This is a genomic window from Nostoc sp. (genome assembly GCF_036919675.1).
In the GTDB taxonomy this organism is placed as follows: domain Bacteria; phylum Cyanobacteriota; class Cyanobacteriia; order Cyanobacteriales; family Nostocaceae; genus Nostoc.
The window spans coordinates 239,682-257,406 of the sequence record NZ_JBALCP010000077.1 but is presented as its reverse complement, the minus strand read 5'-3'; the positions used below and the strand labels follow the sequence as shown (position 1 = coordinate 257,406).

Genomic DNA, 17,725 nt, shown 5'->3' with positions numbered 1-17,725 from the left:
CCTACCCTATGGGAAGCCACTTGATGTCTATGCGTTCTTCTGGTGCGTCTGGTACGTGAATGCAGGTCGTTAAAACAATTAAATTTTACAAATAGTTTTAGCCTTAACCCAAGCGTATTATACATGGAAGGGTAATTTTTGCTTCGTTATCATGTCAATTATTGTTACGATGCAGTTGCAACTGCGAAACATAAATTCTAATGATTTTAGTAGCTTAATTTAGAAGAACTTCCGAATTACCGATATCAAGAAAATTATGTAATAGTTAGTTAGTTTGTAGTGGCGTTTAAACACCACTACAAACAAATTAGCAGTTATATCCAGAGTCCAAGCAGAAAATTTTACCCAATTGCGAGGTAATTAATTTTATATTTAAATTTGCTTAAGCGGAAGATTTATCATAGCTTGTACCTTGCAACAAAAAGGCAATCAGTGGTGATGCCATGAGCGTAGTAATGACTGCCATAATAACCATGATAGTGAACAAAGTTGGAGTAATTATACCTTGTTCAAGACCAATATTGAGAATGATTAACTCCATTAAACCACGAGCATTCATCAGAGCGCCGATAGTTGCAGATTCCCGCCAATTTTCTCCCGCCAATTTTGCTGCCAACATACAAGCAATACCTTTACCAAGAATTGCGATCGCAATAATTAAGAACGTAATTCCCCACAAAGTAGGTGTGTTTACCAATCCAATTTGAGTATTCAATCCAGAGAAAACAAAAAACATTGGTAGCAAAAAAGAAGTAGTTAAAAATTCTGTATGTTGGCGAATTTGTTGGGCAAATTCCCCGCGTGGTGTTACTGCTCCCAGCACAAAAGCACCGAATATTGCATAGATGCCTGTGACATCGGTAAACCATGCACAAAACATCAAAATTATCAACATTAAAGTTAGGGTTTGTCTGTTCACACCTGCATCGCGTTTTGTGATACGTGTGAATGCTCTCAGTAGAGGTTGACCGAGAAAAATCGCAAATAGCACGTAGCAAATGCCCCCACCAATTGCTAATACGGCGATGCTCAGAGAATTTTTCACGCTAGCAAGCACGATCGCTAGTAAACACCAAGCAACTCCATCATCTACCGATGCTGCACCTAAAGCCAAAGTACCGAAGCGGGTTTGTGCAAGACCGCGTTCGTAAAGAATACGAGCTAACATCGGAAAAGCCGTAATTGTCATCGACGCACCTAGATACAAAGCGGCTGACCAAGGTGTTACCTTTGGGAGGAAAAAATCACCATTGTGATAAAACCAAAAAGATGCGCTCGCTCCTAAAATAAAGGGAGTAATAATACCGGCAGCAGATAGCAAACTTGCACTTTTGATATGATGTTTTAAGAGTTTGGTATTGAACTCCAAACCAATTAAAAACATATAAATTACCAAACCAATCTGGCTAATAGCATATAAAATTGACATTGATGGGTTGGGAATCTTGTCTCCTAAAGAAGTAATGATAGGAAGCTTAGGAAACAACCATTGCTGAAAATGCGGTGCAATCAAGCCCAAAAGTGATAGATTTAGCATTACACCTGCGATCATTTCGCAAACAACATCAGTTTGACCAAGATAGCGGCGTCCTAAAATCGTGACGACGCGACAAGTGGCTAAAATAACTGTGAGTTGCAGAAATAGCTGAATAACCAGATCAAAATTTGACATTGCATTTCCTTAATTTGCGTCTCTGCATTGAAGAATCTCCCCAAACTCCAAAGTTTGTTCTGTTTTTCTCATAGATGACTACTACATCAGCACAAATGCCAATTTTGTCAATATAAGATAACTGTTTTTAATTTGATGAGATACAAGAGGCAGTGCATTACTTTGGTTTTCAAAGTTGTATCAACTGCCATGTTGTTCTTAGGAACCCACACAACTGTGCGTCAATACAACATATTGCATCCAAACTAAAACCGCCATATATAATTTTTTATGATTTGTTAATTTGCGATTTCTAACCTTTTTCATCTATTTCAACCATAATCTGCTGTAGGGACTCACATCTATGCGTCCCTACCGTACGGTTTAATTACTTAAAAATTGCTGTGATTTTTGATTAAAGTTAGCTACGATGATTTGAGGTGTTACAACCATTCTCCACCCCGGAAACGCCAACGAGGAAAGATAATTCGCATCAGACTTTGGGAAGTAATAAAAACTCCTAGCCACACGATGCTATAGTGCAATAAAAAAGCTCCTGGCGATAGTTCTTCCTTAGGTAAAGGTATTGGTAAAAAGCCAAACAATTTAACTCCACAGAAAACAAACACCAATTCCCATATACCAGCTAAGAGTTGATAAGCTGCGGGCCAATCCCTATCCCAGCGAGATTTTTGCAGATAGTTATAAAGCACATCCCAGCCTAAGCCAAAGATGGCGACGTAACCAAGTATCCAAAAATAAACCGAGTTAGCACCAGGGCCAATCCAACCCATTGCAAATAGCAAAGATACGAGTCCGCCGACAGTTGCAAGTAATAATAATCGAGTTTGCCAGCGACCAAATAAAGTTGGTGTCATAGGAGAGACGCGATTAATCGCGTCTGTACAGGAGTTAGGAGTAGAGACGCGATTAATCGCGTCTGTAATTAATAAGAGAGGAGTTAAAGTTTTTATAAATGGATTTTAAAATGGATGTTATTGAAAATTCAGCAAGATTGTGGTGCTTTTTGCGAAGATGGCAAATATGAGAATATCGGCTTGCCCAAAGCACCAATACATCTATATTATTAGGATGGTTTAAGGTGATAATCAAATTGAGAAGGGTAAGCTGCATTGGCAAAGCCCGCTGAATGTATCGCATCCCAATTGATCACATCTTCTAACAAAGCCTGATAACCTAGTGTATTGGGATGAAGACCATCTTCACTCAAGCATTTGAGCCGCCAACTTTCGTTGCGTTCCATCCATTGCTCAAAAATGTCCAAATAGGGAATCTGCCGTTTCGTGCAAGCAATCCGAGTTGCTTCTTTGTAGCGGTACTGGTCGGCATGATTATAGTAAAAACAATCTAAAAATGGCATCTTGACTTCATCCACTGGCACCATGCCCACAAATAACACAGGACATAGTTGCTGTGCTAAATCTAGCAGAGAAGCAATTTCCTTTTCAAATCCGGTAAAATCTGTGTAACTTCGGCCATCGGGACGCGTCAACCGGGCTGAGTCATTCACGCCTACGGATAAAATAATCAAGTCGGGAACACGATTTCGCAGTTCACCCCGATGGCGAAATTCAACTTCTAGCCTTTGTGCTACTTGTTGCGTGCGATCGCCTCTTACCCCTAAATTATAAAGGACATGACCAGCATTATCCGGCAACATCCACCATCGCCGTAGTTGCTCAATCCAGCCTCCTTTTTCTGGGTCGCCGAATCCATAAATTAAGCTGTCCCCCAGTGCGACAATCTTCATAGGCTGAAAGTGATTTGGTGGTACTGACACCTGCATTGAGGAAGAAGCTAGAAATGTGTGCATTTAACAACTATATTTTATATCTTTACAAGATTCTATACATTTCTATACCATAGATGGCTATCTTTAGTTTGCAAGCATATATGGGGTTTGTACTTGTTGATATGGTTGCAAAGTTAATATTGCCGCAGTTGAGCCTCTGAAGGTGAATGTTGAGTCTTTGAGGTCGAACGTTGAGCTTCTAAGGGTGAACGTTGAGCTTCTGAGGGTGGACGTTGAGCTTCTGAGGGTGAACTTTGAGCCTCTGAGGTCGAACGTTGAGGTTCTGAAGGTGAACGTTGAGCCTTTGAGCCTGAAACTTGCGGTTTAAAAGCTCAAGTTTGGGGTTTGGTACTGAAAACGGCTATACGATGTCTACGACGGGTTACGCCTACGCACCATGTTTCAGTTTATTTTAGGTATAGGTGAGCGCTCATACTGCGCTAAATGAGTCTGAGAATGGAACCGCAGAGGCACAGTATTTCGACTTCGCTCAATAACCGGACGCTGAAGAAGAGAGGAGAGGAAGCGTTAGCGCAGCTTATCGTACTCCTACGGGGAAGCAAGCTACGCATTGCGTTCCACTGGCGCAGCCTCTCGTAGAGAAGGAAAGGTATCGCTATTATATAACTGTGTATTTGCTTAATTTTGGCATCAGTCGTTAGGATAAGTTACAGGTGTAAAAGTTATATCTACTGCTAGCAAAGATGAATATTGACCCTGTAGTTAATGCACTTAAGAGTATTGCTAAACCTGCGGCTTCTCTAGTTATTAATCAAGCTCAACGCAATGAAACTGTAGTTAGAACCTTAAAACAATTCAATTTTGATCCAGTACAACCACCTAAAGATGTTGATGGTGTTTATGTTTATTCTTTAATTGAGTATGGTGTGGATAAGCAGGAAGTACTGCTGAATCTTTTTCGAGAAAAAGAAATTAAAAATGCTTTTTGGAGTGCTTATACTTCAAATAATCCCTTGGGTTTCTACAATGAAGTAGAAAAGCTTTTGCAGGGTAAGGATTCAGAATTTGATATCCGATTGATGAGAATTGAACTGCGATCGCAGTTGGAGGAGTTTGGGGAAATATTTATTAAGGTTGCTAAAAGAAGTAAATCGAAAGAGTTTGAGCCTTTCCCAGAATGGAATTTAGACGAGTACCCAGCAGAATTTAAGTCATTAATTAAAGAAAAAATTCGCTCATTTTGTGGTCGTCAGTTTGTTTTTGACGCATTTCAGCAATTTTGCAATAAAAATCGCAGTGGTTATTTTACAGTAGTGGGTGATGCGGGGATGGGGAAGAGTACCATTGCTGCTAAATACGTCTGGGATAATAAATCACCATGCTATTTTAATATTCGCCAAACTAGTAGCAATCGAGCGGAGCTATTTCTTGAAAGTATTCGTAAACAATTAATTAAGCGTTACCAATTGCAGAATGCCCAGAAGGCTAATTTAGCAGATTTACTAGAACAGGTTAGCAGGAAAATTCCTGTTAGTGAACGTCTGGTAATTGTAGTTGATGCTTTGGATGAAGTGGAGCAAGAAGCTGGGGGAAATCTTTTAGATTTACCAACGGCGCTACCGGAACGTGTCTATTTTCTGCTGACTAGACGACCATATACCATAGATAAAAAACGCTTGTCTGCACCAGATGTCCCGATGGAGGAGCTAGATTTAAGGGCAAATGACTATGTTAATTTGAGCCGTGAAGATATCAAAAACTATATTGGGTTATTTTTGAATGTCGATGAAGACCATAAAAAGGCACTTAGACAATGGATTCAAGACCGCAAAATTAATGAAAATGATTTTGTCGAGCAGGTAGCAACTAAGAGTGAAAATAATTTCATGTACCTGCGCTATGTCTTGCCAGGAATTGCTGAAGGTAGATATAATGACCTGAGTTTAACGCAATTGCCCGATGGTCTAAAGGATTATTATCAACTTCATTGGGTACGTATGGGGATGGATGAAAAACCCCAAGAAGTAAAAGTATTTATCCTGTTTATTTTAGTGGAGATTGGCACACCAATTACCTGTGAAATGATAGCGGATATTGCCGAACAAGAGGAATATGATGTGCAATCAGTTTTAGAAGAGTGGGTTGAGTATTTAAAGAAGCAGGATATAAAAGGAGAAATCTGCCACAGCGTCTATCATGCAAGTTTTTTGGACTTCTTGAAAGCAAAAGGGGTTTTGGGTTCCAAACGGAAGCTATTTCAAGAGGTTAATCAACGCATTGCAGACTACCTTGTAAGGAAGATGGCGTGAAATGGGAGAATTTGCTGACAAATTAGCGGCACAAAGTCCTGCTTTTCAACGTGCTTACTTGGGTAGTTTAGCGCCAAACTTGGTGAAGTCGGGAAAGTTGGAGAAGTATTACCAAACTCTGACTGATTTTGATTTTCTTGTGGCAAAGATTAAACATCCTCAGTTTGGGGTACAGCCCCTAATTGAAGATTATGATTTGATTGATCATAGGAAGATGTCTAATAACTCAGAATACAACATTAAAAAAGGCACAAGTCTGGAATTGATTCAAGGTACATTGAGACTGTCAGCGCATATTTTAGTCGCGGATAAGCGGCAATTAGCGAGTCAATTGCACGGACGGTTACTAAATCAGAAAATGCCAGAGGAAATTGAGGCATTATTGGCACAAATAAAGCAAAGGACAACTACCCCTTGGCTGTGTGCCTTGACCCCTAGCTTAACCCCACCAGGAGGACGCTTACTCCGTACCCTTAAAGGTCATAGTTACTCGGTAAATGCCGTCGCCGTCACCCCCAATGGGCAACAGGTGATTTCTGCCTCATGGGACACCACCCTGAAAGTCTGGAATCTGGCAACAGGGGAGGTCATTGCCACCTTCACAGGGGACAGTTCCATTTATTGCTGTGCAGTTGCACCAGACGGCATGACAATTGTGGCAGGAGATGGTTCAGGTAGGGTGCATTTTTTGCGTCTTCAAGGGATGAGAGAGGAATGAGGGGAAAAGTAATTTTATCTGCCAAAGATTTCATTGACGGTAATGTTTACATTAGGGAAAGCTTTAATTGATAAAGTTTGACCGCTAGCGAACTTTTGCATAAGCTGATATCTTGCGGCTGTTGGTTGTTGATAAACTTCGACAATTTGCTCGTTAATATCTACTAACCAAACTTCAATTATGTTTGCTTCTGCATATAAAGGAATTTTCTCTTCCCGGTCATATTATATCACAGTCGAATCAGCTACTTCAATTAGTAAAAAAATATCCTGGGGTTGGGGGTGTGCTGTGGCGGAGAAATCATCACGGGGTTTAAGTAATGCGACATCTGGCTGAGGTTCTGAGTTATTGTTCAACGCGACCGGATTTTGAGCAGCAAGTATAACGCCTTTACCCAACAGCTGCACCAACAGATTAACTAGTCGATTTACACAAGCAGCGTGTTTTGTCCCAATCGGCGACATCTCAATAATCTCTCCCCGAATCAATTCCACTCGGTCATCTTCTGTGAGAATCCCCGACTCAACCATCTTATGATATTGCTCGACTGTGAATTTCCGTCTTAGCAATTGTACAGACATCGCCACCTCCACTGTTGCCTTATCTTTTAATTATTCTCCAAAATCATGAATTCACCACCTATACCACCCACTGCAATCAATTCCAGAGGACATCCCCCGGAGTTTGAGCAAATCATTCAAGAAAAAAGCCACAACTTTGTCGATCGTGAATTTGTCTTCACAGCTATTAACAACTTTCTCCACCGCCATAACCAGGGTTACTTCACCATCATCGGCGCACCCGGTAGCGGGAAAAGTGCCATCCTCGCCAAATATGTGACAAACAATCCTCAAGTTATTTATTACAATGCCGAACTTGAGGGTAAAAATCGTGCTGACGAATTTCTCATAAATATCTGCACGCAACTCATTAATCAATACTCCCTTAATTACACTTCCCTCCCTGATAATGCCACTGAGGGAAGTTGGTTTTTCTCTAGTCTTCTCCAGCAAATCAGTGATGAGTTAGAACCTGATCAAAAACTGATAATTGCCATTGATGGGTTGAATTGCATTGACCCTAACAGCCAACCACCTGGTACAAATCTGTTTTATCTCCCCCGCTATCTCCCGGATGAAGTCTATTTCCTCCTCACTCGTAGACCTTTCTTGCGGGAGAAGTCGGGTTTATTAATTGAAACGCCGTCGCAAAGTCTTGATTTAGCAGATTATCCAGAACAAAATCACCAAGATATCCAAGCATATATTCAAAATTACCTAACCCCCCTAACCCCCCTTCCCTACGAGGGAAGGGGGGAACAAGATTACTCCCCTCCCCTTGTAGGGGAAGGGTTGGAGGAGAGGTCAAATCTTAAATCTTGGCTGAGTAATTACCAGATTAGTGAGCAAGAATTCTGCGATCGCCTCACCACTTTAAGCGAAAATAATTTCATGTATCTCAGTCAGGTAATAAGTGCGATCACAGAAAATTTCTACCCGGAACCTTTCTGGTACAATCAACTGCCACCTGGTTTAGAAGCATATTATCAGCAGCATTTACACAAAATGATTCCACCCGAACAAGGGACGAAGTATAGTATAGATGTGTTAAATGTCTTAATCCAGCAACAAAAAGCAATATCAGTGGATGCGATCGCACAAATCATTGATACTGATGAGTATGAAGTTGAGGAAGTGCTGGAAAATTGGCTAGAGTTCTTACAGCAACAACGAATCGCCCCAGAAACCTATTACAGTCTCTATCACTCCAACTTTCGAGACTGGCTAGGTAGACAAGCATTTAAAACCCTCTAAAAAATTACCCTAATCTTCTCTATTAACAGAGAAGATTAGGGTGTTAAGAATGGAGCTAAGCGGATTCGAACCGCTGACCCCCTCAATGCCATTGAGGTGCGCTACCAACTGCGCTATAACCCCTTAAAATCCATTATATATAATCTCTTGATTATTAGTACTTTGTCAAGCTTTTTCTGGAAACTAAATTTTAAATATCTCCTCAACCACTCAACACTCACAACGACACTTGCAACAAATAGGTCATACAGTGCCCCATTAAAAAGTAAACTACTAACATGGCAGCAGCAGCCAGAGCAACCAATGTACCAGCCAACATCAGAGAAAATTCTTTACTCTCGTAGGCTCTTTCCATTAAGTGCAGTGACCACGCCACCAGGGCGACATCAAAAAGTAAAATAGGAAGCAACATATTTTTTAATATTTGTTAATACTTGTAAAATAATATTAACACCCTTTCAGGTAAGTGTGTCTAACCTAAGATAGATGTCATTAAATGCTAAATAGTCATTGAGGAGAATGTTCTTACTGGCACATTGCGATCGCGCAGATAATTTTTGATTTCTGCTACGCTTAAATGCCCGTAATGTAACAAGGATGCCAGTAATGCTGCTTCAGCTTTGCCTTCAGTTAGAGCAGTATAGATATGTTCACAACTACCTGCACCACCAGAAGCAATGACTGGAATTTCGACAGCATCGGCAATCGCCCGTGTGATCTTGATATCATACCCAGCTTGGGTTCCATCGGCATCCATACTTGTGACTAGGAGTTCTCCGGCCCCCCGTTTTTCAACTTCTTGTGCCCACAATAGGGCATCTAAGCCTGTATTTTCCCTACCACCCCGCACATACACATCCCAACCTGGATTCTCTGGATTATTTCTGCGTCTGGCATCAATAGCAACAACTATGCACTGATTACCAAAGCGATCGCTTGCCCGATTAATTAAGTCTGGATCACGCACCGCCGCAGAATTAATACTAACCTTATCTGCACCTGCTCTTAATAAAGCTTTAACATTTTCTAAGGATTGAATGCCACCACCCACAGTCAATGGAATAAAGACCTGTTCAGCAGTCCGGTAGACCACATCTAAAATAGTACCTCGGTCTTCATGAGTAGCTGTAATATCCAGAAATACTAACTCATCCGCACCAGCTTCATTGTAAACCTTGGCCAGCTCTACTGGATCGCCTGCATCTTGGAGATTGACAAAGTTAACTCCTTTTACAACCCGTCCCGCCTTCACATCCAAGCACGGTAAGATTCTTTTAGATAACATAATAACTTTTGTACTTCTGGGTAATTGACCCGAATTTAAATTTTAAATTGGCGCGGGTATTTCCAAACTAAAATTTTCCCGAAAATGGGGAATGGGGCATGGGGCACTTTTACTGAGCTTGTCCTGAGCGTAGCCGAAGGGCGACTTGTACTGAGCATCTCGACTTCGCTCGATGGAACCGGCGTCGAAGTAGCGAAGTCGAGGTAAGCCAAAGTATTGGTTATTCTTCTTGTCTCCCTTGTCCCCCTCATCTCCCCCTGCTTCCCCTAGTCTTAGTCCCCTTAAAAGTAGATAGCTGAATTATGGCGATAATCTCCTCGAAAAAACAGCCTCCAGAACCCAACGGAGAACCAAAGCAGCGTCGGGAGTCGGCGAAAGCACCATCCCCAGACAACATTTTGCAGCCTGAAGCTGCTATTGATGAACAAGATCAGCAAGAAGAAGGTATTCGACCGCACCGATTTGCCGATTACATTGGGCAAAAAGATTTAAAGGATGTGCTAGATATTGCCATCAAAGCAGCCAAGTCTCGTGGTGAGGTGCTGGATCACTTACTGCTGTATGGGCCGCCGGGATTGGGCAAAACCACAATGGCAATGATTTTAGCATCGGAAATGGGGGTAAATTACAAAATTACCAGTGCGCCAGCCCTAGAACGTCCACGGGATATTGTCGGGCTACTGGTGAACATGAAACCAGGGGATATTTTATTTGTGGATGAAATTCATCGCCTCTCGCGGATGACGGAGGAAATTCTCTATCCGGCGATGGAAGATTATCGCTTAGATATTACTATTGGTAAGGGTTCGAGCGCTCGGATCAGAAGTTTGCCGCTGTCAAAGTTTACCCTAGTAGGGGCTACAACGCGTGTGGGTGCTTTAACTTCACCACTGCGCGATCGCTTCGGTTTAATTCAAAAACTCCGATTTTACGAAGTTGACGAACTGACTAAAATTGTACTGCGAACCGCTCAATTACTCAAAACCCCCGTTACAGAAGATGGTGCCACAGAAATTGCCCGTCGTTCACGCGGAACGCCACGGATTGCTAATAGGTTACTTAAACGAGTCCGTGATTATGCGGAGGTAAAGTTATCGGGTGAGATTAATGAAAGCGTTGCATCAGAGGCATTGCAACTATTCCAAGTAGATCCTTGCGGTTTAGATTGGACAGACCGCCAAATGCTGAGTGTAATAATTGAACAATTTAACGGTGGACCAGTAGGGTTGGAAACAATGGCAGCAGCGACGGGTGAAGATACCCAAACAATTGAAGAGGTGTATGAACCTTACCTCATGCAGATTGGGTATTTAACTCGGACTCATCGGGGGAGGATGGCGACAAAAGCAGCATATAAGCATTTGGGATTTACGCCGCCTAATGAACAGTTGTCATTATTGTAATTATGGGAAATTGGGCATTGAGCATTAATTATGCTCCTCTGCTCCCCCTACCCCATTCCCCATATTTAAGATAGACACAGGTAAATCCAGATGATTAAGTTGATTGCTATTTTTCTCAGTCTGTTACTTGTGTTTGGCTGGGGTACTCCAGTCATGGCACAATCTCAACCGCCCATTACTCAAGAACAGTTAAAACAAGGCGATGAGTGGGCAAATCAAGCGTTTACAGCGACGAATCAAGGTGATTTTGCCGCGGCTGAAACTTATTGGACAAAGATTATTGAGCAATTTCCGACGAATGCGGGGGCGTGGAGTAACCGAGGAAATTCGCGGGTGAGTCAGAATAAATTACAAGAGGCGCTGGCAGATTATAACAAAGCCATAGAACTAGCGCCGAATGTCACCGATCCTTATTTGAATCGAGGTGCGGCGTTGGAAGGGTTGGGAAAATGGAAAGATGCGATCGCAGATTATAATCATGTCCTAGAACTTGATCCTAATGATGCGATGGCGTACAATAATCGCGGTAATGCCACAGCCGGTTTGGGAAAATGGTCAGATGCGATCGCTGATTATAAAAAATCTAATGAGATAGCTCCAAATTTTGCTTTCGCCCGTGCTAACTACGCGCTTGCTCTTTATGAAACTGGTCAAATAGACCAAGCAATCCGGCAAATGCGGAATATTGTCCGTAAATATCCCAAGTTTGCTGATATGCGTGCCGCCCTCACAGCTGCCTACTGGGTAAATGGAGAACAAGGTGAAGCCGAAAGTAACTGGGTGGCAGCTTATGGACTCGATAGCCGTTATAAGGACATTAACTGGGTAACAAATATCCGCCGTTGGCCTCCCAGCATGGTGACAGCTTTAGATAAGTTCTTGAAACTCCAGTAGGCAAGTCCAACTCAACAAAAATTTATTTTCTTTGCTCCTATGTACCTGTTTTCTGGTATACATCATTGTAAATAAATAGAAGCAAGAACTATGACTCATTTTGGACTGATGTGTCCGGCATCAACTGGTCATCTCAACACTATGCTTCCCTTGGGAAAAGAACTGCAAAATCGGGGTCATCATGTTACCCTATTCGGCTTTTGCGATGCTGAATCGAAGACACTAGCCGCAGGACTAGAATTTAGGGCGATTGGCGAATCTCAGTTTCCTTCTGGGGTAATGTCAGAATCCTTGGCTAAGTTGGGCAAGTTGAGTGAACTCGCTGCATTCCAATATACCGTCACTCTGCTCAAGGATGGAGCAGATGTTATACTCACGGATGCACCATCAGCAATTAAAGAAGCGGGTGTGGATGCACTTTTAGTAGATCAGGTGATGCCAGAGGGCGGAACTGTTGCAGAATTTTTAGGACTTCCCTTTATTACCGTTTGCAGTGCTGTAGTACTTAATCGAGAAGAGAGTGTTCCCCCGTTTATCACAAACTGGGGCTATAACCGAGCTTGGTGGGCACAACTGCGTAACAGAGTGGGTTATAGGTTGTTGGATCGCATCGGCAAACCAATTAGAGAGGTAATAGGTGGCTATCGCCGAGAGTGGAAGTTACCTCCACACTTCAACGCCAATGAAGGCTATTCCCGACTAGCTCAAATTAGTCAACAGCCTGCCCAATTGGAATTTCCCAGGCAATATTTGCCCCAGTGGTTCCATTTCACAGGCCCTTATCATAGTCCAATTGGTCGGGAAATTCCTGATTTCCCTTATGAAAAATTGACCGGGCAACCATTGATTTATGCTTCAATGGGAACTGTCCAAAATCGCCTATTGGGAGTTTTTAAATCTATTGCAGAAGCTTGTAATGATTTGGATGCCCAATTAGTGATTTCGTTAGGTGGTTCCGCAGCTCCAGAGTCTCTGGGGAGTTTGCCGGGAAATCCGCTGGTTGTTGGTTATGCACCCCAATTGGAATTGCTGCAAAAAGCGGCTCTTACGATTACCCATGCGGGTATGAACACCACTTTGGAATCACTGAATAATGGTGTGCCAATGGTTGCCATTCCCGTTGCTAATGATCAACCAGGAATAGCAGCGCGTATAGCTTGGACAGGCGCTGGTGAGGCTGTACCACTGAGTCGTGTGAATGTTCCTAAACTGCGAACTGCTATCCAAAAGGTGTTGACGGAAGATTCTTACAAAAAAAACGCACTTAGGTTACAAGAGGCGATTCAAAAAGCAGGGGGTGTAAATCGAGCCATTGATATTGTCGAACAGGTTGTTGCTACAGGCAAACCTGTGTTGAAAGAAACATAGTGTAGACATCTGTAAATATCATAAATTGCATTGCATGATACTGGAGGTTAGGTGAAGCTAAAGCAATATGGTCTTACAATTTGGTTTACTGGTCTAAGTGGTGCCGGAAAGACTAGTCTTAACGAAGTCGTAGAAAGAAAGTTGCGATCGCTTGGATATCAGGTTGAAGTCCTTGATAGTGACATAGTGCGCCAAAATCTCTGTAAAGGTTTGGGCTTCAGTAAGGCAGACCGCGATGAAAACATCCGCCGCATTGGTTTTGTGGCTCATCTTCTGACTAGGAATAATGTGATTGTTCTCGTTTCAGCTATCTCGCCCTACCGCGAAGTTCGTGAAGAGGTACGGCAACGCATTGAAAATTTTGTGGAAGTTTACGTCAATTCACCGTTGGAGATTTGTGAGGAACGGGATGTAAAAGGTCTGTACAAAAAAGCGCGAAATGGAGATATTAAGCATTTTACTGGAATTGATGATCCTTATGAGCCACCAATTAGCCCGGAAATAGAATGTAGAACAGATGAAGAGAGTATTGCAGAAAGTACAGATAAGGTTTTGGCAAAATTGGCAGAGCTAGGCTATCTTTAGAGGATGTTTGAAAAGTATAAAATGTTATGCTGAACGGAGCACCAGCGTAGTGAAGCATCTCACAATTTAACGGAAAATCGGGATTTTTCACTCCACTTCGTTACGTTCAGAATGACGAATTATACCTTTTATCAACTTTTCAAACATCCTCTTAGTGCTGATGCCAAATAGTTAGCCTTTACTAAAACGTTTTTTATTTAGAAACTCCTAAAGTACCGGAAACAATAAAATCTGCTGTTTGAATCTGTGGATGTTTCAGCAATAATTGAGCAATTTTTTGCCGAATCTCTAAAATATCTGGTAGTTTATTGTTATTCTTACGCACATTCTCCTGAGAAAAGTTTGAACCACTTTGAGAATCTTTTTCAAATACTTTGCAGGCGTGGGAAACTTCAGAGATTGGCAAGTTACAATAATTAAAAATACCAGTGACCATCTTTTTGGGATCTGCAACTAAATCTTCATAGCGAATGGCGCAGGTAGGAATACCTTGCTGGCAAATTAATAGGTAACGGTGCATCACAGATAGCCACATAGTTGTATAAAACTCAGTTGCATTAGAGTCAGTGAAATCTATATAACGGGCATACTCTTTAAGTAAAGGAATAAATTGATTGTACGCTTGTATATTCTGTGCTATTATCGGCAGCATTGCACTAAAAGGCACAAAAGTACGGATACATGATTTAACTACATCTTCTGCATTGCGATACATAAAAATCAGCTTGGTATCAGGCAAAACACGGTATATTAAGTCTGCCAATTCAATGCCAAAACTACGCAATTTGATTGCACAAAATGAAGGTTTTCCTTTTAAAGTAGGTTTGCAGAGAAGATAAATACAACTTTTTATTAGTTCTGCTAGTGCATCATCATTGCTGCCATCAGGGTTGCGGATGCCTACTATCTGGGTAAAAACATCTGGCTCTGATAAACTGAGGACTGTATCAACTTGACTAAACAGTTTACTTAGCAAAGTAGAGCCACAGCGTCCAACGGAGTAAATCATGGCAATTTGCCCAATTGAATCTCCTATATTCGCTGCCAGTTGGTGGAATTCTTGATAAGGGACTGCAATTAAGCGTTGGGCATATTCATACTGCGCTTGGTAAAGAAAAGAAGCCTCGTAAATATCAATATCTGAAGGCGTTTCCACAAAAATGGCTTGTTGATTTTCCAGATCGAGGCAATATAAAGTGATATGGGGATTATCAACAATAGTTTTTGGGTCAATATCCTCTCCTATTTCATAGCTAAAATCTTGCAAATTTGCAATCAGACTAGCGGGAGTCCTATTTTTGGTTTGAATTTTTAAAATTTTGGTATTCATCATTGAGCAAAAACTAATTTGTAGGTGAAATAGTTTTGGTATTTAATACTAAAAGTATCACAACTCAACTATTTAGGCATAATAGCAATTTAGTTTAAACTTGGGGCTTCTCCTCAAAACACTGGATTTGGGAAAGCGCCAGATTAAAGGATTGATGTTGCGTGATTGCCGCTTTATATACTGGATTTTGCTGACAAAATTTCTGTAGCAGTGTGGCGGTAGAGTGCTCTCGTAAAAGTCGCTCTGCACTCTGATAGTGAAAAAATATTGGCATTTGATCTGATCCAATACTCAGACTCCAGCTAGGAAAATTCCAATCTCTACCGATAAAATCTATTGTCATATCGCTTAATGCCACAGCAATAGGAAAAGATATTTGATCTAGAAAACGATATTTAATAGCTTGAGGAATACCCGGATACTCGTAAATTGCTTTTGTGCAATTAATCCATTTTGATGCTAAATCTGGAGTTAGCTTAGTCGCGATAAAACCAGTATTAACATAGGCTAATGATTCTTCTTTAGAAATTTCAGTGAGCATTCTTTGTGTAGGTATAGGAAGACCGAATTGTGCATATAATTCTTCCCAAACTTCAAAGGTTATATGGGTATAACTTGCCGGAACTGCACTAATAGGAGATTCAAAGTATTTCTGCTCATCGAAACAGCGCATCATAATTACATCGCTGTCAATAAATACTATATTTTCACAGGTTGTTTCTACCGCCAGACAACCAAGTTTGTTGCCAATTGGGTAATCTTCAGAGATTTCGTTTTGCAGTTTGATTGTTCTAACGTTTAGTAATTTTAACGCTTCTAAGGTTACTTCTGATAATCTACCCCAACGCCTTTCTGGGATTGGTATAGCCGCAACTATATCGTGATCTATTGTTAAAAAATGACGTAATGATGCCGCAAGTAATACGGCTTTTGCTTCAAGTTCACCACTTTGGCAAATAAAAACGAAGCAAATTTTTTCATTTTTGTGATCTTTTTGGTATTTTGTCATGCAAAAATATCTTAAAAAACACGTAGATTGATTAGTAGTTTTTCAGTTTTGAAAACAATTCAATGCCACGCTAGGCAGATGATCTCATAACTTTTTGAAGTTTTGACGAGACTAGGCAGGCAGGCATTCTTTCCACTTACATAGAGCTAGTTTGGAGTACTTGCTGATTTTGATGGCGCATCCCCGTTGCTACCATCTGAAAACCATCTGGGGGTGCTAACAATAAACCCCGACGCACTGGTAGCATCGGTTTGCTATCAGTCAGAGCCAACTGCCAACGAGATAGCACTGTCACCAGAATCAGTTTCATCTCAAACTGAGCAAATGCCATCCCAATACAGCGACGATTGCCGCCACCAAAAGGCAAATATTCATAAGGGGAAAATTGCCGTTCCAGAAATCGCTCTGGCTTAAACTGTTTTGGCTCAGGATATAAATCTTCACGATGATGGGTGAGATAAATACAGGGAGCAAGTATGGTACCAGGCTGAAAGTGATAACCTGCGATTTCTAGAGGTGATAGCACCATGCGCTGAAATCCCATCATTGCTACTGGATAAATCCGCAACGTTTCTTTATAAACAGCATCCAAATAGGGTAATCGGAAAATCGCATTCGGATCGGGATTTTCACCGAGAGTATCCAATTCTTGCAGCAGTTTTTCCCGCACTTGAGGCTGATGATGAATCCAGTAAAATGCCCATGATAAAGACGTTGCAGTCGTTTCGTGACCCGCGACCAACAGGGTGATCAACTCATCTCGCAATTCTACATCCGTCATTGGCTCACCCGCTTCATCACGAGCCGCCATCATTAAAGAGAGTATATCCGTCCGAGACGGATCAAGTTTTTCTCGTCTTTCCTGAATCTCTGCGTAGATGAGTTTGTCAATTTGGCGCTCGTTTTCCATCAACCGTCCCCAAGGACTCAAGGGACCCCAATCCTTTTGTAGGAAAGGAAAAAGCAGCAATATGGCTCTAAAGATAGATTTTGTTCCCTCTAATCTAGTAGTTAGGAGTTGCTGTAGTTGTTGGTAGCGTTTACCATCTTCTAGACCAAATACCGCTTTCAAAATCACCTGAAAAGTGATCTTCTGCATAGCAGAACGGACTGAAAAGGGTGATCCAATCGCCCATTGGCTAGTGACTTTCTCAGTCAGGTCTTGGATGATCTTGCCATAAGCCAGCATCCTTTCGCCGTGAAAGGGTGGTGTTAAAAGCTTGCGTTGGCGTTTGTGGCGATCGCCTGAAAGCGCAATCAGTGATTGTTGTCCGATAAAAGCCGGTTTAATCCCAGCCACTTCACCGGAATCCAAATATTTGGGATCGGTGGTAAAAACCTCCTGAATTGCTTGGGGATTGCTAATTAATACTATGGGCTTTTTCCCTAGACCAACATAGGCGGTGCAGATATCGCCATAGCTTTGGGAATAGGTTTCCAGAACTTCCAATGGCTTAGTGATCCATTTGAATTTCTGTAGAAATGGCGCTTTTTCAGGGCCATCAGGCAGTTTATGAGCAGGCATTTTGATTCCTCTCTCAATAATTGGAGCAAGACTTGTATCAGCCAGTTATTGATGCACTCT

At 41.7% G+C, this 17,725-nt stretch carries 15 protein-coding genes, 1 tRNA gene and 1 pseudogene; 7 read left to right on the top strand and 10 right to left on the bottom strand.

The features are described from left to right. Window positions 1–382: 382 nt before the first annotated feature. The 3 genes from V7K49_RS17105 to V7K49_RS17095 form a co-directional block, all read right to left on the bottom strand. Window positions 383–1,672: a cation:proton antiporter gene (locus tag V7K49_RS17105; protein WP_335206548.1), complete on the bottom strand. Its 1,290-nt coding sequence runs from the start codon at window positions 1,670–1,672 to the stop codon at window positions 383–385. 422 nt (window positions 1,673–2,094) lie between these two features. After that, the gene (locus V7K49_RS17100; RefSeq protein ID WP_334868822.1) at window positions 2,095–2,529 is read right to left on the bottom strand and encodes a hypothetical protein; all 435 of its coding nucleotides are present in this window, start codon (window positions 2,527–2,529) and stop codon (window positions 2,095–2,097) included. Window positions 2,530–2,738: 209 nt separating this feature from the next. Next, the gene (locus V7K49_RS17095) at window positions 2,739–3,485 is read right to left on the bottom strand and encodes a GDSL-type esterase/lipase family protein (RefSeq protein ID WP_335206547.1); all 747 of its coding nucleotides are present in this window, start codon (window positions 3,483–3,485) and stop codon (window positions 2,739–2,741) included. 683 nt (window positions 3,486–4,168) lie between these two features. On the opposite strand from V7K49_RS17095, the gene V7K49_RS17090 reads away from it, so the two are divergent. Continuing rightward, entirely contained in the window at window positions 4,169–5,734 is a 1,566-nt protein-coding gene (locus V7K49_RS17090) for an NACHT domain protein (RefSeq protein WP_335206546.1), read from the top strand. Between the two features lies 1 nt (window position 5,735). Continuing rightward, the gene (locus V7K49_RS17085; protein WP_335206545.1) at window positions 5,736–6,452 is read left to right on the top strand and encodes a hypothetical protein; all 717 of its coding nucleotides are present in this window, start codon (window positions 5,736–5,738) and stop codon (window positions 6,450–6,452) included. Window positions 6,453–6,466: 14 nt separating this feature from the next. Here the strand turns inward: V7K49_RS17085 and V7K49_RS17080 are convergent. Continuing rightward, a pseudogene (locus V7K49_RS17080) lies at window positions 6,467–7,033 on the bottom strand (Uma2 family endonuclease). 45 nt (window positions 7,034–7,078) lie between these two features. Here V7K49_RS17080 and V7K49_RS17075 point away from each other — a divergent pair. After that, window positions 7,079–8,266: an ATP-binding protein gene (locus tag V7K49_RS17075; RefSeq protein ID WP_335206544.1), complete on the top strand. Its 1,188-nt coding sequence runs from the start codon at window positions 7,079–7,081 to the stop codon at window positions 8,264–8,266. A 50-nt stretch (window positions 8,267–8,316) separates the two neighbouring features. On the opposite strand, the gene V7K49_RS17070 is transcribed toward V7K49_RS17075, so the two are convergent. The 3 genes from V7K49_RS17070 to hisF form a co-directional block, all read right to left on the bottom strand. Then, window positions 8,317–8,389 (bottom strand) — tRNA-Ala (locus tag V7K49_RS17070). A 94-nt stretch (window positions 8,390–8,483) separates the two neighbouring features. Further along, window positions 8,484–8,678, bottom strand: coding sequence for a hypothetical protein (locus V7K49_RS17065; RefSeq protein ID WP_100901219.1), 195 nt, complete (start codon window positions 8,676–8,678; stop codon window positions 8,484–8,486). A gap of 87 nt (window positions 8,679–8,765) precedes the next feature. Further along, window positions 8,766–9,551 (bottom strand): imidazole glycerol phosphate synthase subunit HisF, encoded by a 786-nt coding sequence (gene hisF, locus V7K49_RS17060; RefSeq protein ID WP_334868838.1) that lies wholly within the window; start codon window positions 9,549–9,551, stop codon window positions 8,766–8,768. A 302-nt stretch (window positions 9,552–9,853) separates the two neighbouring features. Between hisF and ruvB the strand changes: the two genes are divergently transcribed. From ruvB to cysC, 4 genes are all read left to right on the top strand, one after another. Further along, window positions 9,854–10,954, top strand: coding sequence for a Holliday junction branch migration DNA helicase RuvB (ruvB, locus tag V7K49_RS17055; RefSeq protein WP_298905782.1), 1,101 nt, complete (start codon window positions 9,854–9,856; stop codon window positions 10,952–10,954). Window positions 10,955–11,044: 90 nt separating this feature from the next. After that, a complete protein-coding gene (locus tag V7K49_RS17050; RefSeq protein ID WP_335206543.1) occupies window positions 11,045–11,848 on the top strand; it encodes a tetratricopeptide repeat protein in 804 nt (267 codons plus the stop codon). 90 nt (window positions 11,849–11,938) lie between these two features. Further along, on the top strand, window positions 11,939–13,216 hold the full coding sequence (locus V7K49_RS17045) for a glycosyltransferase (RefSeq protein ID WP_335206542.1): 1,278 nt from the start codon (window positions 11,939–11,941) through the stop codon (window positions 13,214–13,216). 51 nt (window positions 13,217–13,267) lie between these two features. Beyond that, window positions 13,268–13,801 (top strand): adenylyl-sulfate kinase, encoded by a 534-nt coding sequence (gene cysC / locus V7K49_RS17040; protein WP_335206540.1) that lies wholly within the window; start codon window positions 13,268–13,270, stop codon window positions 13,799–13,801. Window positions 13,802–13,994: 193 nt separating this feature from the next. On the opposite strand, the gene V7K49_RS17035 is transcribed toward cysC, so the two are convergent. The 3 genes from V7K49_RS17035 to V7K49_RS17025 form a co-directional block, all read right to left on the bottom strand. Continuing rightward, entirely contained in the window at window positions 13,995–15,134 is a 1,140-nt protein-coding gene (locus V7K49_RS17035; protein WP_335206538.1) for a sulfotransferase family protein, read from the bottom strand. Window positions 15,135–15,225: 91 nt separating this feature from the next. Continuing rightward, window positions 15,226–16,140 (bottom strand): hypothetical protein, encoded by a 915-nt coding sequence (locus V7K49_RS17030; protein ID WP_335206536.1) that lies wholly within the window; start codon window positions 16,138–16,140, stop codon window positions 15,226–15,228. Between the two features lie 136 nt (window positions 16,141–16,276). Further along, window positions 16,277–17,665, bottom strand: coding sequence for a cytochrome P450 (locus V7K49_RS17025; protein WP_335206534.1), 1,389 nt, complete (start codon window positions 17,663–17,665; stop codon window positions 16,277–16,279). Between the last annotated feature and the right edge of the window lie 60 nt (window positions 17,666–17,725).

What these genes read in the sequence shown, in the direction of transcription:
- V7K49_RS17095 (WP_335206547.1), bottom strand. Translation starts at nt 3,485, where the DNA reads ATGCACACATTTCTAGCTTCTTCCTCAATGCAGGTGTCAGTACCACCA.
- ruvB (WP_298905782.1), top strand. Translation starts at nt 9,854, where the DNA reads ATGGCGATAATCTCCTCGAAAAAACAGCCTCCAGAACCCAACGGAGAA.
- V7K49_RS17090 (WP_335206546.1), top strand. Translation starts at nt 4,169, where the DNA reads ATGAATATTGACCCTGTAGTTAATGCACTTAAGAGTATTGCTAAACCT.
- V7K49_RS17025 (WP_335206534.1), bottom strand. Translation starts at nt 17,665, where the DNA reads ATGCCTGCTCATAAACTGCCTGATGGCCCTGAAAAAGCGCCATTTCTA.
- V7K49_RS17100 (WP_334868822.1), bottom strand. Translation starts at nt 2,529, where the DNA reads ATGACACCAACTTTATTTGGTCGCTGGCAAACTCGATTATTATTACTT.
- hisF (WP_334868838.1), bottom strand. Translation starts at nt 9,551, where the DNA reads ATGTTATCTAAAAGAATCTTACCGTGCTTGGATGTGAAGGCGGGACGG.
- V7K49_RS17075 (WP_335206544.1), top strand. Translation starts at nt 7,079, where the DNA reads ATGAATTCACCACCTATACCACCCACTGCAATCAATTCCAGAGGACAT.
- V7K49_RS17105 (WP_335206548.1), bottom strand. Translation starts at nt 1,672, where the DNA reads ATGTCAAATTTTGATCTGGTTATTCAGCTATTTCTGCAACTCACAGTT.
- V7K49_RS17065 (WP_100901219.1), bottom strand. Translation starts at nt 8,678, where the DNA reads ATGTTGCTTCCTATTTTACTTTTTGATGTCGCCCTGGTGGCGTGGTCA.
- V7K49_RS17085 (WP_335206545.1), top strand. Translation starts at nt 5,736, where the DNA reads ATGGGAGAATTTGCTGACAAATTAGCGGCACAAAGTCCTGCTTTTCAA.
- V7K49_RS17045 (WP_335206542.1), top strand. Translation starts at nt 11,939, where the DNA reads ATGACTCATTTTGGACTGATGTGTCCGGCATCAACTGGTCATCTCAAC.
- V7K49_RS17035 (WP_335206538.1), bottom strand. Translation starts at nt 15,134, where the DNA reads ATGATGAATACCAAAATTTTAAAAATTCAAACCAAAAATAGGACTCCC.
- V7K49_RS17050 (WP_335206543.1), top strand. Translation starts at nt 11,045, where the DNA reads ATGATTAAGTTGATTGCTATTTTTCTCAGTCTGTTACTTGTGTTTGGC.
- V7K49_RS17030 (WP_335206536.1), bottom strand. Translation starts at nt 16,140, where the DNA reads ATGACAAAATACCAAAAAGATCACAAAAATGAAAAAATTTGCTTCGTT.